This is a genomic window from Blautia aquisgranensis, from assembly GCF_040096615.1.
In the GTDB taxonomy this organism is placed as follows: Bacteria; Bacillota; Clostridia; order Lachnospirales; family Lachnospiraceae; genus Blautia_A; species Blautia_A aquisgranensis.
Window position 1 is genome coordinate 83,881 of record NZ_JBBMEJ010000014.1, and the last position, 17,711, is coordinate 101,591.

At 42.1% G+C, this 17,711-nt stretch carries 21 protein-coding genes and 3 pseudogenes; 15 read left to right on the forward strand and 9 right to left on the reverse strand.

Going from position 1 to position 17,711, the window contains the following annotated elements; genetic code table 11:
- Positions 1 to 57 precede the first annotated feature (57 nt).
- Positions 58 to 288, forward strand: coding sequence for a hypothetical protein (locus tag WMO28_RS12080; protein WP_173719879.1), 231 nt, complete (start codon positions 58 to 60; stop codon positions 286 to 288).
- Between the two features lie 92 nt (positions 289 to 380).
- Positions 381 to 968, forward strand: a complete 588-nt coding sequence (locus tag WMO28_RS12085) for an HD-GYP domain-containing protein (RefSeq protein ID WP_349057125.1) — start codon at positions 381 to 383, stop codon at positions 966 to 968.
- Between the two features lie 194 nt (positions 969 to 1,162).
- Here the strand turns inward: WMO28_RS12085 and WMO28_RS12090 are convergent.
- The 6 genes and pseudogenes from WMO28_RS12090 to WMO28_RS12115 form a co-directional block, all read right to left on the reverse strand.
- Positions 1,163 to 1,378: pseudogene (locus WMO28_RS12090) on the reverse strand (GyrI-like domain-containing protein); the annotation flags it as partial.
- A 118-nt stretch (positions 1,379 to 1,496) separates the two neighbouring features.
- Positions 1,497 to 1,754, reverse strand: a pseudogene (locus tag WMO28_RS12095) (MmcQ/YjbR family DNA-binding protein); the annotation flags it as partial.
- Positions 1,755 to 1,790: 36 nt separating this feature from the next.
- Positions 1,791 to 2,682, reverse strand: a pseudogene (locus WMO28_RS12100) (radical SAM protein).
- Positions 2,683 to 2,761: 79 nt separating this feature from the next.
- A complete protein-coding gene (locus WMO28_RS12105) occupies positions 2,762 to 3,232 on the reverse strand; it encodes a GNAT family N-acetyltransferase (RefSeq protein ID WP_005924656.1) in 471 nt (156 codons plus the stop codon).
- Positions 3,232 to 4,707 carry an amino acid adenylation domain-containing protein gene (locus WMO28_RS12110; protein ID WP_118512127.1) on the reverse strand — a complete coding sequence of 492 codons (1,476 nt, stop codon included), beginning with the start codon at positions 4,705 to 4,707 and terminating at the stop codon, positions 3,232 to 3,234. Before WMO28_RS12110 ends, WMO28_RS12105 begins: the two co-directional genes overlap by 1 nt.
- 20 nt (positions 4,708 to 4,727) lie before the next feature.
- Positions 4,728 to 5,402, reverse strand: a complete 675-nt coding sequence (locus WMO28_RS12115; RefSeq protein ID WP_118338790.1) for an alpha/beta hydrolase — start codon at positions 5,400 to 5,402, stop codon at positions 4,728 to 4,730.
- A gap of 253 nt (positions 5,403 to 5,655) precedes the next feature.
- Here WMO28_RS12115 and WMO28_RS12120 point away from each other — a divergent pair, with 253 nt between their 5' ends.
- On the forward strand, positions 5,656 to 5,802 hold the full coding sequence (locus WMO28_RS12120; RefSeq protein ID WP_173729342.1) for a hypothetical protein: 147 nt from the start codon (positions 5,656 to 5,658) through the stop codon (positions 5,800 to 5,802).
- Positions 5,792 to 5,983 (forward strand): DUF5131 family protein, encoded by a 192-nt coding sequence (locus WMO28_RS12125; protein WP_118512129.1) that lies wholly within the window; start codon positions 5,792 to 5,794, stop codon positions 5,981 to 5,983. Before WMO28_RS12120 ends, WMO28_RS12125 begins: the two co-directional genes overlap by 11 nt.
- Here WMO28_RS12125 and WMO28_RS12130 read toward each other — a convergent pair.
- The 3 genes from WMO28_RS12130 to WMO28_RS12140 form a co-directional block, all read right to left on the reverse strand.
- On the reverse strand, positions 5,961 to 6,131 hold the full coding sequence (locus tag WMO28_RS12130; RefSeq protein ID WP_173683925.1) for a hypothetical protein: 171 nt from the start codon (positions 6,129 to 6,131) through the stop codon (positions 5,961 to 5,963). The two genes, WMO28_RS12125 and WMO28_RS12130, sit on opposite strands and share 23 nt — an antisense overlap.
- A 317-nt stretch (positions 6,132 to 6,448) precedes the next feature.
- Positions 6,449 to 6,652 (reverse strand): hypothetical protein, encoded by a 204-nt coding sequence (locus WMO28_RS12135; RefSeq protein WP_118512131.1) that lies wholly within the window; start codon positions 6,650 to 6,652, stop codon positions 6,449 to 6,451.
- Positions 6,653 to 6,678: 26 nt separating this feature from the next.
- A complete protein-coding gene (locus WMO28_RS12140; RefSeq protein WP_349057126.1) occupies positions 6,679 to 7,398 on the reverse strand; it encodes a hypothetical protein in 720 nt (239 codons plus the stop codon).
- Between the two features lie 138 nt (positions 7,399 to 7,536).
- Here WMO28_RS12140 and WMO28_RS12145 point away from each other — a divergent pair, with 138 nt between their 5' ends.
- The 11 genes from WMO28_RS12145 (at position 7,537) to WMO28_RS12195 (ending at position 17,626) form a co-directional block, all read left to right on the forward strand.
- Positions 7,537 to 7,701, forward strand: a complete 165-nt coding sequence (locus WMO28_RS12145; protein ID WP_118062271.1) for a type II toxin-antitoxin system antitoxin — start codon at positions 7,537 to 7,539, stop codon at positions 7,699 to 7,701.
- Between the two features lie 395 nt (positions 7,702 to 8,096).
- Positions 8,097 to 8,573 carry a sigma-70 family RNA polymerase sigma factor gene (locus WMO28_RS12150; RefSeq protein WP_005423684.1) on the forward strand — a complete coding sequence of 159 codons (477 nt, stop codon included), beginning with the start codon at positions 8,097 to 8,099 and terminating at the stop codon, positions 8,571 to 8,573.
- An 82-nt stretch (positions 8,574 to 8,655) separates the two neighbouring features.
- On the forward strand, positions 8,656 to 8,844 hold the full coding sequence (locus tag WMO28_RS12155) for a helix-turn-helix domain-containing protein (protein ID WP_055057014.1): 189 nt from the start codon (positions 8,656 to 8,658) through the stop codon (positions 8,842 to 8,844).
- Between the two features lie 57 nt (positions 8,845 to 8,901).
- Positions 8,902 to 9,813 (forward strand): helix-turn-helix domain-containing protein, encoded by a 912-nt coding sequence (locus WMO28_RS12160; RefSeq protein ID WP_349057127.1) that lies wholly within the window; start codon positions 8,902 to 8,904, stop codon positions 9,811 to 9,813.
- 1 nt (position 9,814) lies between these two features.
- On the forward strand, positions 9,815 to 11,215 hold the full coding sequence (locus WMO28_RS12165; RefSeq protein ID WP_349057128.1) for a tyrosine-type recombinase/integrase: 1,401 nt from the start codon (positions 9,815 to 9,817) through the stop codon (positions 11,213 to 11,215).
- 846 nt (positions 11,216 to 12,061) lie between these two features.
- Complete coding sequence (locus WMO28_RS12170; RefSeq protein ID WP_158440012.1) at positions 12,062 to 12,946, forward strand: ParB/RepB/Spo0J family partition protein; 885 nt, start codon at positions 12,062 to 12,064, stop codon at positions 12,944 to 12,946.
- A 10-nt stretch (positions 12,947 to 12,956) separates the two neighbouring features.
- A complete protein-coding gene (locus WMO28_RS12175; RefSeq protein ID WP_147598863.1) occupies positions 12,957 to 13,742 on the forward strand; it encodes an AAA family ATPase in 786 nt (261 codons plus the stop codon).
- Positions 13,732 to 14,637 (forward strand): ParB/RepB/Spo0J family partition protein, encoded by a 906-nt coding sequence (locus WMO28_RS12180; protein ID WP_349057129.1) that lies wholly within the window; start codon positions 13,732 to 13,734, stop codon positions 14,635 to 14,637. The genes WMO28_RS12175 and WMO28_RS12180 overlap by 11 nt, the downstream gene beginning before the upstream one ends.
- A complete protein-coding gene (locus WMO28_RS12185) occupies positions 14,634 to 15,617 on the forward strand; it encodes a DUF6017 domain-containing protein (protein ID WP_349057130.1) in 984 nt (327 codons plus the stop codon). The genes WMO28_RS12180 and WMO28_RS12185 overlap by 4 nt, the downstream gene beginning before the upstream one ends.
- Before the next feature lie 11 nt (positions 15,618 to 15,628).
- Positions 15,629 to 15,922, forward strand: a complete 294-nt coding sequence (locus tag WMO28_RS12190) for a hypothetical protein (protein WP_349057132.1) — start codon at positions 15,629 to 15,631, stop codon at positions 15,920 to 15,922.
- Between the two features lie 363 nt (positions 15,923 to 16,285).
- On the forward strand, positions 16,286 to 17,626 hold the full coding sequence (locus WMO28_RS12195) for an MATE family efflux transporter (protein WP_015528771.1): 1,341 nt from the start codon (positions 16,286 to 16,288) through the stop codon (positions 17,624 to 17,626).
- The last annotated feature ends 85 nt before the right edge of the window (positions 17,627 to 17,711 follow it).

The window sequence follows — 17,711 nt, forward strand, 5'->3', positions numbered from 1 at the left end:
GGTAAGCATATTCCAGATTTCTCTGAAAACAGAACAAAGGAGGAGACAAGATCAAAAATGAAATTTGATGTGCTGGGGTTATTAGCAGCCTGCTCATATGCATTGGACTGTGTAGAGGCAGAGCTGATTAAAGTAACAAACAATCATTCTAAACGTGTGGCATATATGGCGGTTTGTACTGCTGAAAAAAATGGGTATACAGGGTCAAAGCCTGCAGGATCTGGCAGAGTGTGCATTGCTGCACGACAATGCAGTGGCACAATATATTCAGGAAGAGCTTCAAAATGACGCTTTACGTAACGGGGTGACGAAGCTGGGAAGGCATTGTACCATAGGAGAAAAAATTCTGAAAAATATACCGTTTCATAATGATGTATCTAATGTCATACTGTACCCCCCATGAAAACGCTGATGGAAGTGAACCTTTTGGAAAACAATGGAATGAAGTACCGTTTTTTGCAAGGATTATCCATATGTGTGATACGATAGATATATTTTGCCGATCTATGAAATCAGATTCGGATGAGTGGAAAAGAACAGAAGAATTTGTAATAAAGTCAAAAGATAAATTGTTTGATTCCTTCTGCGTGGAAGTTTTTTTTAATGCTTTTTCAGATGAAAAAATTCATATGATTGATAATGAAACCCTGGATACGATGTTGTGGAAGAAAGTACCCAGAATAAAGATGGAACTTAATTTTGCACAGATTAAAGCTATTGCAGATCTTTTTGCCCATATTGTGGACTATAAATCACCCTTTACAAGTAACCACTCAATGGGTGTTGCGGAAGGTGCGGAAAAAATATCAAGGTTCATGGGATTTGATAAGGATATCTGTCAGAAAATGTATATTGCCGGAGCTTTACATGACATAGGAAAGGTCGCAATCGGGAATGAGATTCTGGAAAAACCAGAAAAATTAACCGATGAAGAATTTAAAACGATGAAACATCATGCAGTATTATGACTGCCAGAATGGAAAGCCAGAAATAATCCATTCGGATTTGATAATATCGCTTTTCTTTCTTCATATTTTTGATGCTCTCCCCTAATAATAAAATATAGAGTACTTAAAACAAGTTCATTTAAACCATTTTACCATGTTTTGTACTTAAAATGTACTTGTATTATGAACTTATTTTGTACTTATCAAATGGAGAGGAATCCTTCAATTTTATAATCAGTCTTGTAACTCATTTTTAATGTGTATGCAACAGCATATAGAACACTGATTGCTTGTTGATATGCTCCGCCTTCTTCATTTGGATTGCCTTTTTCTCTAACTGCAATATAATTTGCCTTAGGTACATTTACAATCTCTGGTTTGTTCTTCGGCATATAGAATTCTTTATACTCTTTTTTAAAATCAAAAGCCATAATAACCTCCAAAATTCCGATTTTCTCAATTCTCCAAACTTGAATTTATCAGTATCTCTTTTTGCATGTTTTGGGTATCGTTGCTTCATAACTCATATCAAGCAACATTTTGATTTTGTCATCTGATACGCTGCACATCCAGTGCAACAGTAATCCAGCTATCCTTGCTCATGTGATACGCCGGGAAGAAGCCGGGTTCCTCTCGTAGTGTGCCAATCAGAATTGGGTCACATTTGAAATCGACCACTTCCAGCATTTCTTCGCCTTGCAGCCCCAGCTTGTTCTTTGGTACATCCATAATCAGAGCAAACCACTTCCGATTATTACAATGCCGGAACACCTCATAATTCGGATATTTGAGCCACGGATAATCTGTCTCGGCGTTATATGTCTGATTCTAATTCTGCGTGTTTCATAACCTCACCTCTACAACTTCTAGCTTTCTGCATGTTACTATATAGTTTTGATTACCTGTTCTTCTGCATTTTGGCCGAGGGATAATCTCTTCGTTGAAAAAATAATTGACCACGATAGGCGGATCGTTGAACGGGCGTTTGATGGAATCATCATCCTGGACATACAGTAGCCCTTCCTCTTGGCAAAACTGCCGCATCTGCGCATCCAGCATTGACCAGTAGCTGCGTTCTTTTTTATTGTAAATGGTATCGTACAGCGGCAGCAGGTCTGGATGTTTTTCCGTTATATAGTCAAAAATCGTTTTCTTATAACCGCCCCGCAAGTTTAGGTTTTCCAGCCAGACCAAATTACATTGATTCTTCGCCCGGTGGATGATGGAGGGCAGGTCGGTGAGGCCGGGGAAAATCGGCGAGATAAAGCAGGTGGTGCGCACACCAGCATCATGGAATGCTTTCATAGCGGCCAGCCGCCGCTCAATGCTCACTGCATTGTCCATATCAGCGCGAAAATCTTCGTCCAGTGTGTTTGATCGACCAGGATACCCGCGCATTGGGGAATGTTTTAATGAGGTCAAGGTCACGCAGCACCAGGTCAGACTTGGTAGCAATACTGAGGCTACATTCACTGCCCTGCATCTGCTCCAAAATGGCGCGGGTGCGGCAGGCGGTTTCCTCCAGCGGCTGATATGGGTCGGTCACGTAACAGAGAAACAGTTCTTTCCCTGCATACCGCTCCGGGTGTTTGATTTCCGGCCAAAATTTAACGTCTATGAACTCTCCCCAGGGCTCCGGGTGATTGGTAAAACGCTTCATAAAAGATGCGTAGCAATATTTGCAGCCGTGGCCACAGCCCACATAAGGATTGACCGAATAATCACTCACAGGCAAATTGGATTTTGTGAGGACGCTTTTTACTTCAACGTTTCAGATGATTGGCTCCATTGTATGTATGCTCCTTTGATTTTGCTTATTTTTCACGGGACAGTTTCATCATATCCTTCATATCGGCAAAACCGATTGTTTGATACAGCGGCCTGCCTTTGTTTGAGGTTTCAAGATAAATTTTTGAAATATGCCGCTGACGAGCCTGCTCTACAAGCCACCTGACGATTCTGTTCCCTATGCCGTGTCCGCGAAACTGCGGCCGGGTATAAATGTTCATCAGGTAGGCACATTTCCCGTTTAGATTGTCCGGTGAGGGCATCTCATGATAGAGGCATATCCCGCCGCAGCCGACGATTTCCTCCCCTACGTAGGCAAAGCAGGCAATATGTCCGCCCTGCGGCAGTTCTGTTTGATAGTAGCGGCGATTTTCCGATTCCAGCTCTGTTACAGACCGCTCCGAGGGGATGGAGAATACCTCATGCAAGACTTCCATTCGCCATTGCATTAATACATTCAGGTCCTGGATTGTGGCCTGCCGGATCTGAATCTCCATTATAATGCCCCCGCTTTCATTACCACCGGCAGTTTCGACACATCCGGCTTACCGTTGACATTCAAAGGAATCTGCTTCATCTTCACAAAGAACTCTGGGATCATAAAGGAAGTCAAATTTTCAGACAGTTCTTTTTTTACTTCCGAGACTTTCAGCTTATTGTCGGAAGGCACCACATAGGCGGTCATATAGGACAGTCCATCCTCGTCTGTAAAAGCCCGGACAATAGCCTGCTGCACATCCTTGCACCGATAGAGCCGGGACTCCACCTCGGCAAGTTCCACCCGCTTGCCGTAAATCATGATCTGGTCGTCCTTGCGGTGCAGGAATGCAATGTTGCCATCCGGCAGGATATAGCCCAAATCGCCGCTGCGGTACATGGTGCTACCGTCCGGCTGCCGCTCAAAAGCTCTGTTTTCCTCGGCATGGTCGCCAATGTAGCCCAGAGATACACCGCCGCCATAAATGCAAATCTCACCCGTCTGCCCTTTGGCAACCTCGTTGCCAGACTGATCCAGAATCCTGATTTGCGCACCTAGTACAGGATGACCGATGGGATAGGTACCGTCCTCCAGCACAGTTCCACTATTACAACGGTAATAGGAGGCGCAGACCGTTGTCTCGGAGGGACCGTAGGTGTTGTAAACCTCTGCTTTGTTCAGCAGGTGATCCACATAAACGCCCCGCAACACATCGCCGCCGCTGATAAGCAGCCGCAGAGAGGACGGAATGACAGACAGGTGGTTCATTTCTGCCAGCAGATACGGAAAGCCGCTGATCATAGTCACATGGTGGCGTTCCACAAAAGCCATCAATGCATGGATGTCGGCCTTATCCTCGTCAGCGGGGATGGCCAGAGCGGCACCATTCAGCAGACTGGTGAACACTTCCTCCACAAAGATGTCAAAAGAACAGACGGAATATTGCAGCATGACATCACCGGGGCCGGGATGGAACTCGTTGGCAAAGGCACGGACATAATGGCAAACATTGCGGTTGGTGACACAGACACCTTTGGGCCGCCCGGTGGTACCTGACGTATACAGCACATAGGCGGGGCGTTCCGGGTCTTCGATGGCGTTGCGCTTCCAGGAGGGCGTCTCCACGCCGCAGATCTCACAATCTGTATAGCGGATGGGGAAACTGCTCAGTTTGGGCGCAAAGGCGTGTTCCGTCAGCACAAAATCCACCTGTGCCTCGGTCATCATGTCATGGATGCGCCCGGTGGGAAAATCCGGCTCGGCTGGGACATATCGGCCGCCGCATTTGAGTACCGCCAGAATCGAGGCAATCATCTCGGTTCGGTGACGCATGACGATGCCGATGCTGTGTACTTCCTGCGGAAAGCTGCACGTGATCATATCCACCATGTTGGACAGCTCTCCAAAAGTCATGGCGCGGTCGTTTTCAATGATAGCCGGGGCATTTTCATGTTCTTTAACTACTTTCTGAAAAAGCGAATAAATCGTATCCATCGTTTTATCTCCTTGTCGGTTTATCTATTTAATATCCAGTGAATGCCAGCCGCTGTGCGCTTGTTGCACGCCTGATAGTGGCTGCCACTGTTCAGTACGAAGGTGGTTTCGATGCCTTTCCCGTGGCACAGTGTTTCTATCTCCTGCGTATTCTGCTGCACAACGTTCAAAATCGGATTATCGGTGGAGCTCTCCTTGTCTCCGAGAGAAAAATACAGACAGTCAGGTTTGCGCTTCATCTCATGGGAGCACACATATTCCATGATGCCCTCAAACCAGAAGGAACCTGACATACTCGCTGCGCGGGCAAACACATCCGTTTGGTAGAGAGCGTAGAGGGCGAACAGCCCGGCCAGCGAGTAACCGGCGAGGCCCCGCCAGGCGGGCGCACCGGGAAGGAGCGCTTCCGCTTCCGGCATAATTTCATCCAGAAGCAGTTTCAGGTAATCATCCGCACCCCCGGTGCAGGGCGTATCGTGTTTAGAGATCGGCCCCATATACCACGGTGTCATGTCATGATCCCATTTCAGCTTACTGACCGCCACCAGACAGAAATCTGGGCAGCCGAGCGCCATCAGGTTTTTATACACACTGTTAACGGCATTGGAAAAGGTGTTGAGATAGATAACTGGGCTGCCCGGCTTTGCGCTTGGGTATATGTCCACTCTTTTTTGTTCTATGGTTAAAGAAGTCACCTTGTTGCCTCCTCTCTTGACGATTCATTGTATAAATATTGTACGGTATCCGAAAACGAAAGCAAGTACGCAGAAAGTTCGTACATAGTATCAAACTACTGACCAAGGCTATAAACAGGAGGAAGTAGCCGTTGGCGATGTTGTCTGTCTATATGTTACGGCCCCGGTTTCCGCTGTTCTATATCGGTGCGAAGCTACAGAAGTCAATATTCCTTACCATTATGATGATGGCAACGTACATATGAACCATGTGATGAGATTGAAAAAGCTGGATCAGTACAACCCGTCTTTTCTCCCGTTTGAGAAGCTGAAAGCCTATGGGATTGGTGCGGTACGTGGGCCACGAAGAATGCCTCACAGTCTGATTTGCGAACTGGAAAGGAATCGGTATGAGCAGTGATATTTGGAATCCCTGGCATGGCTGCCGCAAATACAGTGAGGGCTGTGACCACTGCTATATGTACTATCTGGACAATGAACGGGGCAAATCAGGCGGGGAAATTTATAAAGTCAAGACAAATTCCGATTTCTCAGTTTCAAAAACTAGAAGTTGTATCATCACGTATCTTTATCTTTTTTAGAAGAAATAGGACTGTCAGATATAGCAAGAGATATACCCAGACATATACCCACTCCAATTCCAACAACCTTGCTGTTTAAAACAATACTCCAAAGTATTGCTGTTGATATTCCGATGCTGACTCCTTTAATTATACTTTCGCTTTTCATAAGCTTTGTCCTCTAAATTAGCACTTCAAATCGTTTTCTTTATTCTATCACAGCTTCTATTATTCCGCCATCAGTCTTTCAAACCAAGTATCCATGACAATGATGAACTGGCTCGCTCATGGCCATTCTTGCAACATTCCATCCAAAGTATTATGATTCACATAATGCTTATGTTATCATAATTCGGTTTAAATTGCTATAAATAGCCTTATCTCAATAATAGAAAACCCCAGAAATCATTAAGATTCCGAGGCCTTATGTTTGAACATATTTACCTTTTAATTTATGTAACAAATAAAATTTTGATTGACCTTTTGTTAATATGAATCAATCATCTGCATTAGCTTCTTATAAAATTCATTTCTATCGTTGTAAATTTTTTCCAATTCTTTTTCTGTAAACAGTGCATAGGCTCTATCAGGAACAGCTGTCAAGCCATCGCAGCTAAATGGTATGCGCCGCCCACCCCTGAAAATGGCTGCTTCCCAGTATTTTTTTCTAAAATATTTAATTATTCCCATATAGTATCACCTCTTTCCCATATTTGTTATATACGTTCTGGCAAGTAAAATACTTCTGTTCTTACTATATTATCATCAAAATCCATTTCTACATAATAGTCTCGGACAAAATATGCTCTCCAGTAATCTTGTAGTGAGTAAATTTCCAATGTCTTGAAATCAACTATGCACAATGGAATAGCTTCTTTATTTTCTCCGTCCGTCTTTCTGTATTCTAATGAAGCTGCAACTTTACTTAGGCAATTCTGGCATAAATGGTCTTCTAGCATGTTAGTATCAATTTCATAATTTTCCAGCAACGTCACATCTATGCTTGCCATACCACGGCTTGGAGTTCCGTCTGAAGAATAAGATATTTCACCTGTATTCCCAGAGAGGAATGAAGTTGAAGTAGCACTTTCTACCTCATTTCCATTTTCATCGTAATTTTTCAGTGGAAAATCAATCACATACCAGTCATTCAGCGAGATCAATCCAATAGTGTCAAAGTTTCTAAAGTAGCTCATCAGGCTTTCTTCCGCATTTCCGCATAGATAACATTCTGATGTGTTTTCCAGGGATGAGCGCAGATCGTCAAAAGTTACATCAATGTCAGCACGGTGTTTAGTAGATACTAGTTGGGAAGATGTCTGCTCATGGGCAGAGGCATAATATGCGATGATTATGGAGATAACAATTATGACTGCCAGTATGGAAAGCCAGAAATAATCTATTCGGATTTGATAATATCGCTTTTCTTTCTTCATATTTTTGATGCTCTCCCCTAATAATAAAATATAGTGTACTTAAAACAAGTTCATTTAAACCATTTTACCATGTTTTGTACTTAAAATGTACTTGTATTATGAACTTATTTTGTACTTATCAAATGGAGAGGAAGCCATATGGAAAAAGATAAACATCTTGGTCTTCGGATTGATTCTGAGACGCATGGAAAACTGAAAAGTCTTGCTGAATTTGAGGGGCGTTCTATCAATGGAGAAGTGCTGTATCTGATTCGTCAGGCGATTGCTCAACATGAGAAAGATCATGGCACATTAAATAAATAGGAAGATCATACATCGGGCTGGTGAGTTCCGGTGTATTTTTATGTCAATTTAAAAAGTATCAAATGATGATACTTTTATAGGAATCAGTGATACTTTACGGCAGGTATTTGAGATACCCCTGATACTTTGAACTGTTATACTGATTATGCTGGAAATAAAAGAACAGCAGGAAAACTTCATATGATTATTAGAAAAGCTCTTTCGGGTTAGCACCCCGGAGGGGCTTTTTTTGTTGCCCTGAAATTTTGATTTCCGGCCAATAAGCCACAGGTCTGCCTGATCTGGTGGCCTGAAAGGAAATCAGTACGCATGATCAGAGACATCAGAAGGAGCCGGTCTCCTCCGCTCCTGAATTTGGAACACGAAACAGATTTCAAATTCAGGAGGAACGGACGATGTATGTAGAGCATCCATATAAATTCAATGACAAATTTTATGCAAAAGTTGATGGGAAATTTTATGAAATAACCAGAGAGGTAGCCAAGGCAATGCTTTCTGCTTACCGTAATGAGATTTACAGAAGTAAAAAGTGGCAACCAGAAGATCCGGAAACCATGACAAGAAAAACAAAGTGGACGGAGCTGTTGGATTGTGTTTTCAGTGAGAATACAGATGGAATCGGAGTGCAGGATTTACCGGATGAGGGCCAGCGGAGCGTAGAAGATCTGGTAATTCTGCAGGCTGAATCAGCAGAACTGCATCAGAATATCGCAAAGCTGTCAGAACATGAGCAGTTTATTATCAAATCCATCTACTTTGAGGGCATGAAGCAGGTAGAATTGGCGAAAATACTGGGAATTTCAAAGGTTCGGATGTCTCAGAAGGTCAGCGCAATCTTAAAGAAAATGCGGAAAATGTATGAAATGGGTTAAAGAGTGGGAATGGCACTCTTAACTTTTTCACGATTTTCGTATTTAGAAATAAAATCAAAACAGATAGAAAGAGAGTGAAAATATGGCAGAAAAAAGATGTTATACGGTGAAGGATTTACAGGAAATGCTGGATGTCAGCAGATCAACGGTCTATAAGCTGTTGAGACAAAATGAGTTCCGCTGGATTCAGTTAGAAGGCGGTGGCTACCGCATTTCCAAGAAGAGTTTTGACGAGTGGTTGGATAAGGGAAATGCTTCTGTGACATCCTAAATTTTTTGCGAATTGTGAGATATGATTTAAGAAAAATGAATGGGAGGAGCGTGAAACATGGCAGTGATACAAAGAGTTGGATCACCGGCAAAACCCCGAAAGTGGATGAGTGTCCACGAGATGGGGGATATGTTGGGATTAAAGAAGACAGATCGTTACTGGCTGGTTCATAAAAACTATTTTCGGACAGAAACATTACTTGGAAAGATGAGGGTTGAAATTGCCAGTTTTGAAAAGTGGTATGCCAATCAGGACTGGTATCACAAAGTCAATGGGGAAGCACCGGGAAAAGAGTTGAGGCTCAGGTCTTATTCCCCAAAAGAAATACAGGAAATGCTGGGGACGGACAACGCAACGGTATATGAGATATTGAAGAAAAACAATATTGAGACAGTTACCGTGAATGAAAGAATGCGAGTGCCGACGGATGCTTTCTGGGACTGGTATCACAGCCAGTCCAGATATCGTACACAGGAAGATCGTAAGAAAGATGCAGCTGCAGAGGCAGCCAGTCTAAGTATGCCGGAAATGGCCCGGCTGCTTGACGTTCCACGAAGTACCGTATATGGAATCCTGAGCAGCAAAAAATATGCCCCATTTCTGGACGTCATTGTAATTGCCGGACGGAGAAGGGTGACAAAGGAGAGCTTTGAGCGGTTCTTGCGGGCACAGGATACTTATGAGCTGTTTAATTTTGAATATGAAGAATTGGAACTGGAAGAAAAACGGGAATATGAGAATTATAAGCGAAGATGCCTTGCAGAAGCAGATCACAGCCAGGAGAAAAAATGTCTGGAGTATCTGACAGTGCCGGAAGCGGCAGAACTGGCAGGAGTTGAGCCTGCAACTATCGCTTTTTGGTATACAACAGGAAAAATACCGATTCGGAAAACAGGAAAGATTATTCGTATTCCAAGAGAAGCGTTTAGACAGTGGTTATTGAAGCGGAAGGAAAAGGGGGTGGTATAGCATGGCTTCGATACAGAAGAAAAATAACAAATATTGTGTTGTATATTACTGTAAAGATATAGAGGGAAAACGGAAACAGAAATGGGAAACGTATGATACGAAGAACGAAGCTAAAATAAGAAAAGCAGAAATCGAACTGAAAGAAAAAAAAGGCGGTATCATCGTATCGAACTGTAAGACGTTGCAGGATCTGATAAATGAGTATGTCGAACTGTATGGAAAAGACAGGTGGGCATTGTCTACCTATGACGGGAATATGTCATTGCTGAAGAATTATATATTGCCTATCATTGGGAAAACTCCACTGACGGATATCAATACCAGATTTCTAGAGATTTACTATAAGACGCTGACAGAGACGCCATCCGTTCCAGACTTGAACGGAAATATCAGAAGCGAGTTCGTATCTACCAGTGTAATCCGTGATGTACATAAGCTGCTGAAGAGTTGTTTTAATCAGGCTGTGAAGTGGGATATCATGGAGAAGAATCCAGCATTTAAAGCGACGGTACCAAAGCATAAATCAGAGAAACGGACAATATGGGATGCAGAGACCTTTGCATATGCTCTGGATGTGTGTGAAAATGAGTGCCTAAAATTGTGTATGAACCTTGCCTTTGCCGGTTCTCTTCGAATAGGAGAACTACTGGGGCTTACCTGGGACTGCGTAGATATATCAGAAGAAGCGATCAAAGAAAACCGGGCGTATCTTTATGTAAATAAGGAAGTACAGAGAGTCAGCAAAAAAGCGTTAGAGGAATTAGACCAGAAAGATGTGATCGTCATATTTCCAGAGGAGCGGAAAACGAATAAGACGGTACGCATTATGAAAACACCAAAAACAGAAAGCAGCGTGCGGAAAGTGTTTTTACCCAGGAGCGTAGCTGAAGAACTGATTGCATGGAAAGCACAGCAGGAGGAGATAAAGGATATTTTGCAGGAAGAATACCAGGACTATGGCCTTATCCTTGCTACTGAATATGGACTTCCAAGGGGCGGTGCGTATATCAGAGATTCCCTGAATAAGCTGATCAAACAACATGATCTACCACAGATTGTGTTTCACAGTTTCCGGCATATGAGTGTTACCTATAAGCTTAAGCTGAACGGCGGTGATATAAAGGCGGTACAGGGAGATTCTGGTCATGCACAGGCAGATATGGTTACAGAAGTATATTCGCATATCATAGATGAAGACAGACGGCGCAATGCGACACTGTTGGAAGATTCCTTTTATAACAGGAAGAATCTGAATCCGCAGATCCATGATACCGAAAAGAGGACGATGATGGAAGTTCCAGAAGGAGTGGACGCAGAGTTACTTGCAAAAGTTCTCAGCAATCCGGAAATGGCTGTGTTGCTGACATCATTAGCAAAATCAATGCAAGGGGAACATAATTAGGATAAAAGCAGACCGGTGGAGAGCAAAATCTCTGCCGGTTTTATTTATGAGATCAAATCAGAGCATGTGAGAAAAAAGAGGTAAAATAGTGGTCAAAGCATCTTGCGTAAATGGCGGTATCTGATGTATAATTTAGAAGAAATCTGACAAAGAAAATAGTGTATCACACATTTCATTTCCCGCTTTTAAATGGGCAGGATAGTTGGATTTTATGATTTGAAAAATTATAGATGGAGTTGGCGCTTTATATTAGAAGCGTACAATCATTTTCTCAGAAAATGTAAAAATCCGGAATAATTTTCAATGATCTTATATGAACAGAAATAGTCTGGGAGGGCGCTTTTTTACTGGACTTATAAATGAATAGGTTGTCTCTGTTGGACTAGTCTGAACCTGCATAAAAGTTGCTCCTAAGCACTAGATGTGGGTTCGATTCCCGCACGGGACGTCCTATTAAAAGCGGAATGTATTAGAAAAATTTCTAATATAATTTCCGCTTTTTTGTTTTTTCAAGTGGAAAATGGAATGGAATATCAGCTAATACGGAAAGAATCCTATTAGCCGCTGTCTAATAAAACGCACTGCTGGTATAATAGCTGGAAATAAATCGAAATTCTAATAAAAGAGAAAAGCCAGCTGTTTATTTGAGAAAGTGGATGTAAATTCAAGCTCAGATAAGAAAAAAGAGGAAGGGAAATATCCGGCGGTAAGTTATTAGGCGTGAATACAATAAGATCTTTGCTTAGTGAAAACTAAGGTCAACAGTAAGCCTGTTTGGATCAGATTTCAAAAAGAAATCTATCTGGACAGGCTTTTTCTGTTGCAGATAAGAAATGGAGGAAAGATATGGATACAGTGGATACACGAAGTGCATCAGTTCCAGAAGATGGCGAAAAAATTATAGAGATTCAGCTGGAACGTCTGCGGACCTTTAAGAACCATCCATTTAAGGTTCGGATGGATCAGGAAATGATTCGGCTCAGTGCGAGTGTTGAGAAATACGGAATCATAAATCCACTGATTGTACGACCGATTCCAGATGGTGTTTATGAGATTATCTCCGGACACAGAAGAAAGGCAGCTGCTGAAAAGTTTGGTTACAGGAAGGTGCCGGTCATTATCAGAGTCATGTCGGATGATGAAGCAGTAATTAATATGGTGGATTCCAATTTACAGAGGCAGCAGATAACATTCAGTGAAAAGGCTTTTGCTTATAAGATGAAGAATGAAGCTATGAAGCGAACCGGAGGAAGAAGAAAAAGTAGCCAGTCTGACTACCCGTTGAAAGGAAAAAAGACAGTAGAAATCATTGGTGAAGAATTTGGTGACAGCGCAAAACAGGTACAGCGGTATCTGAAACTGACGGATTTGATTCCTGAGTTACTGGAAAAGCTGGATAACGGTGAACTTTCATTTAACCCAGCTGTGGAACTTTCGTATTTAACGATAGAGGAACAAAAGGAATTTATAGATGCTATGGAGTATACACAGGCAGTTCCATCCATTTCTCAGGCACAGAGAATGAAGAAATTAAGCCGGGAAAAAAAGCTGACGGGAACAAAAATGAGAGAGATCATGGGTGAGATCAAAAAAGGGGAAATTACCAGAGTGATGTTTAACAACGAACAACTGTATCGGTATTTCCCAAAATCATATACCCCGGCAGAAATGAAAGAAGAAATACTGAGTATGTTAAACCAATGGAAACCGCAGAAAATGGCAGTAAAATAGGAGGAAAATTATGTGTAGAGTAATCGCAATATCAAACCAGAAAGGTGGCGTCGGAAAAACCACCACAACCGTAAATCTTGGAATTGGACTTGCCAGACAGGGAAAGAAAGTTCTGCTGATTGATGCAGATCCACAGGGGAGCCTTACAGCAAGTCTTGGCTATGTAGAACCGGACGAAATAGGAACTACACTTGCCACAATTATGATGGCTATTATCAATGAAAAAGAATTTGAGATCACAGATGGCATTCTGCATCATAAAGAAAATGTAGATCTTCTTCCGGCAAATATCGAATTGTCTGCATTGGAAGTAACAATGGGGAATGTGATGAGCAGGGAACTGATTATGAAGGAATATATTGAGGCTGTGAGAACGGAGTATGACTATATCTTGATTGACTGTATGCCAAGCCTGGGACTAATGACAATCAATGCACTGGTAGCTGCGGACTCCGTGTTGATTCCAGTACAGGCAGCTTACCTTCCGGTGAAAGGCCTTCAGCAGCTGATACATACGATTGCAATGGTGAAGAAGCGGCTGAATAGGAAGCTGATATTTGAAGGAATACTTCTCACAATGGTAGATTTCCGCACAAACTATGCAAAGGATGTGGCTGGTAAAGTGCGTGAAGCTTATGGAGAAAAGATAGAGATTTTTGATACAGTGATTCCTATGTCAGTGAAAGCAGCTGAAACAAGTGCAGAAGGCGTCAGTATCTTTTCCCATTGCCTGAATGGAAAAGTAGCGAAAGCATATGAGACGATTGCAAAGGAGGTATTGAGAAATGAAGAGTAAAAGCGCAGACAAAATAAAGATGCCCAGTATAGATGAACTGCTGGGAGTGTCCGGTGAGGAAAGTGCAACAGATATTGAGATTAGCAGAATACACAGCTTTGCAAATCATCCATTTAAAGTTTTGGATGATGACAAGATGGATGACCTGGTAGAGAGTATTAAACAGAATGGTGTGCTGACACCTGTTTTAGTAAGGCCAGATAAGAATAACAGCTATGAGATGATATCCGGGCATCGAAGAATGCACGCAGCCATAAAAGCTGGACTGGAGACAATACCGGCTATTGTGCGGGATATGGAAGACGATGAAGCCATTGTCATAATGGTAGATGCCAATATCCAACGAGAAGAATTGCTTCCAAGTGAAAAGGCGTTTGCATATAAGATGAAAATGGATGCTATGAAAAGGCAAGGGATACGGACAGATTTAACTTCGTGCCAAAATGGCACGAAGTTCAGAGCTGATGCTGCAATGGCAGAACAGATAGGAGAAAGTGCAAGAAGTATTCAGCGGTATATCCGTCTGACAGAACTTATTCCAGACCTTCTTGATTATGTAGATAAGAAACGTCTGCAGTTTACCGTTGCGGTTGACATTTCCTATATTGACAAAGAGATTCAAACATGGTTATTTGAATACATCAAGGAAAATGGTACGGTTAAAGCAGTTCAGGTAGCAGCACTCCGCACAGCACTTGAAGTAGGACCGATGACGCAGGCGAAAATGATCTCCATACTGGTAAACAGTCAGCCTGGTAGGAAGCAGGAACAGAAAATCACATTTTCAGAGAAAAAACTGAGAAATTTCTTCTCTGAAAAATATACGGCAGAGGATATGGAAAGTGTAATTTTGGAACTTCTGGATCAATGGAAGAGAGGTGAGATAACAGTATGAATTTTGAATACTATTATGGCACTCAGGCTGATCAGTTCAGTTTTATCCGGATTCCAAGAATATTATTATTAGATGAAGCATTTTCCGCACTGTCTTTATCAGCTAAAGTCCTTTACTCGGTACTTCTGGATAGAATGGGACTATCAATGAAAAATAAATGGCTTGACGAAGAAAACAAGGTGTACATTATCTATCAGATCACGGAGATACAGAGTGACTTGGGATTCTCTAAGAAAAAAGCAATGGATTATCTCACAGAATTGGAGAAAATCGGACTGATTGAAAAGAAAAAGAGAGGCTTTGGATTGCCGAACATTATATATGTTAAGAGCTTTATGGCACATCAGAGTAGTCAAAGAAGTAATGAAATGGGAACTTCACAGGAAAAAGATGCGGTACATAGAAGTATCGAAAGGGGAACTCCTGAGGTGATGAATAAGCACCTCAGAGGTGCCGAAACAGATACCTCAGAAGTGTCCAAAAACGGACTTCAAGAGGTTCCCAAAACGGTACCTCTATATAATAAGACTTATATGAATTATAATAACCAGAGTAATATAAAATCGAATCATATCAAATCAGATGGCGATAGGATTCGATGTGATCAAAAAGAACAGACAATCAATGCTTATGCTGAACTGGTAAAGAAAAGTATTGATTTTGATGTTTTACTGCATACGTATAACAGAGAGCAGGATCTGGTAGAAGAAATATATCAGCTGATTCTGGAAACCGTTCAAACTGAAAAGGATATGATACGGATCGCCGGCGAATATTATCCTACAGGTTTTGTGAAGGGAAAATTACTGAAACTGAATTATTCGCATATCGAGTATGTGCTGGAGTGCATGGATAAAAATACTACGAAAGTCAGAAACATAAAACAGTATTTGCTGGCTGCTTTATTCAATGCACCATCAACGATTGGAAGCTATTATAAAGCAGAGGTAAATCACGACATGCCACAGTACGCAAACTGAAGGAGGTACTTATGATTGTTTTAAGAATGGCAGGAAAAATTATATTGTTACCGGTGTGGTTATTATTAGCCACTGCCCATTTACTGGTAAAGATCGTAGTTGAAATCTACTGCATCGGCAAAGGGATTGTCAATCTCATTCTGGGTTTTATGCTGATTGGAACACTGCTCTGGTACAGACAATGGGAGCGGTTTGCTTTACTTGCAGTTGCCAGTGGTATCTTGCTGTTCTTTCTGTGGATCGGAGTGTTTATGGAAGTTATACTGGAATCAGCACAACACAAAATTGGAAAATGGATTATATAGATATAAAGAAAGTATCTGCCAGAACATAAACGGAAATCCCGATCATTCCGGCAACACTCTGGGTTACATATTTAGTGAATCTTTTCAGCATAATTCTTGTCTCCTTCCGTAAAGACTTGCCTTCTATTATATATCTGTATTTTAAAAAATAGCAATCAAAAACTCCTCTCAGGCGCTATGCATAATAATTTCAACAACATGCTGCTTATAGCAGGTATTGATAAATTTATATCATTCTGATGATATATTATATTTCATTTTTCACGTTAATGATGTAAAATTATCAATGTAAATATCAGGGCATATTCGAATAATCATTTCTAAACTTTTTCAAATATGCTCCGGAAAGGAACTTTTATACTAATGAAAACCAAGATTCAGGATATGACCTCCGGTTCACCGGGACGGTTGATCATTCTTTTTGCAATTCCCCTGATGCTGGGAAATATCTGTCAGCAGCTTTATACAATGGTGGATACCATGGTTGTTGGCCAGGTTGCAGGTGTGGAGGCTCTTGCCGCACTGGGTGCTGTTGACTTTCTGATGTGGGTTGTCACAGGAATATCCACAGGACTCACTCAGGGATTTTCTATTCAACTCTCCCAGTATTATGGGGCAAAGGATTTCGAAAATCTGCGTAAATCTCTGGCTCACAGTTACCGGCTGACCGCATTCATCGCAGCCGGAGTATTGATTCTCAGCCAGTCATTTGCTTCGCTGGTATTAACAGGGCTGCATACACCTTCCAATATTATCGGAATGTCTCTGTTATATCTGCGCATCATTTTCTGTGGAATCCCCGCCACAGCAGCCTATAATATGTTTGCCTCTGCTCTAAGGGCTATGGGAAACAGTAAAACACCGCTGACCGCAATGATCATCGCATCTGTGCTGAATGTCTCACTGGACATCCTTTTTGTGGCAGGCTTCGGATGGGGTGTGGCAGGAGCAGCAATCGCAACTGTGATTGCACAGAGCTTCTCCGCTGTTTACTGTTTCCTGATTTTACGCAGAATTGATATCGTTCATCTGACCAGAGCAGATTTTATGCCTGCCTCCGGCATGAATGCCCGCCTGATGAAGCTTGGTATTCCTGTTGTATTTCAGAATATCATCATCGGTGTGGGCGGTCTGGTAGTCCAGTATGTGATCAATGGCTACGGTTTCCTTTTTGTAGCAGGATTTACAGCTACAAACAAGCTTTATGGTCTGCTGGAAATGGCTGCTATTTCCTATGGATATGCCATCGTTACCTATGTGGGTCAGAATCTGGGAGCCGGAAAGATTGACAGGATCAGAAAAGGCGTCCGCAGCAGTATGCTGCTTTCCCTGCTTACCTCACTGATCATTTCTGCTGCCATGTTTTTATTTGGAAAAAATATTCTCTCACTTTTCATCTCAGGTGAACCGCAGCAGACACAGCAGGTATTGGCAATTGCTTTTAAATACCTTTCTATTATGGCTGCCATGCTCTGGGTTTTGTACTTCCTGTACGTGTACAGATCTGTACTTCAGGGGCTGGGAGATACCTTAATGCCTATGGTAAGTGGTATGGCTGAATTTGTCATGCGTATCAGTGCTGCACTGATCCTTCCCCATTTTATCGGACAGGACGGTATTTTCTTTGCAGAGATTGCAGCATGGAGCGGAGCCACTGTGATCTTATGCATCAGCTATTATGTACGGATGCATAAATATCATTAAAACAAAACAGGGAGCTGTCGGTAAATAACGTTTTTTAGAGCTGACAGCACCAAACAAAAATATCCTGACAGTTACAGAGCTTTCT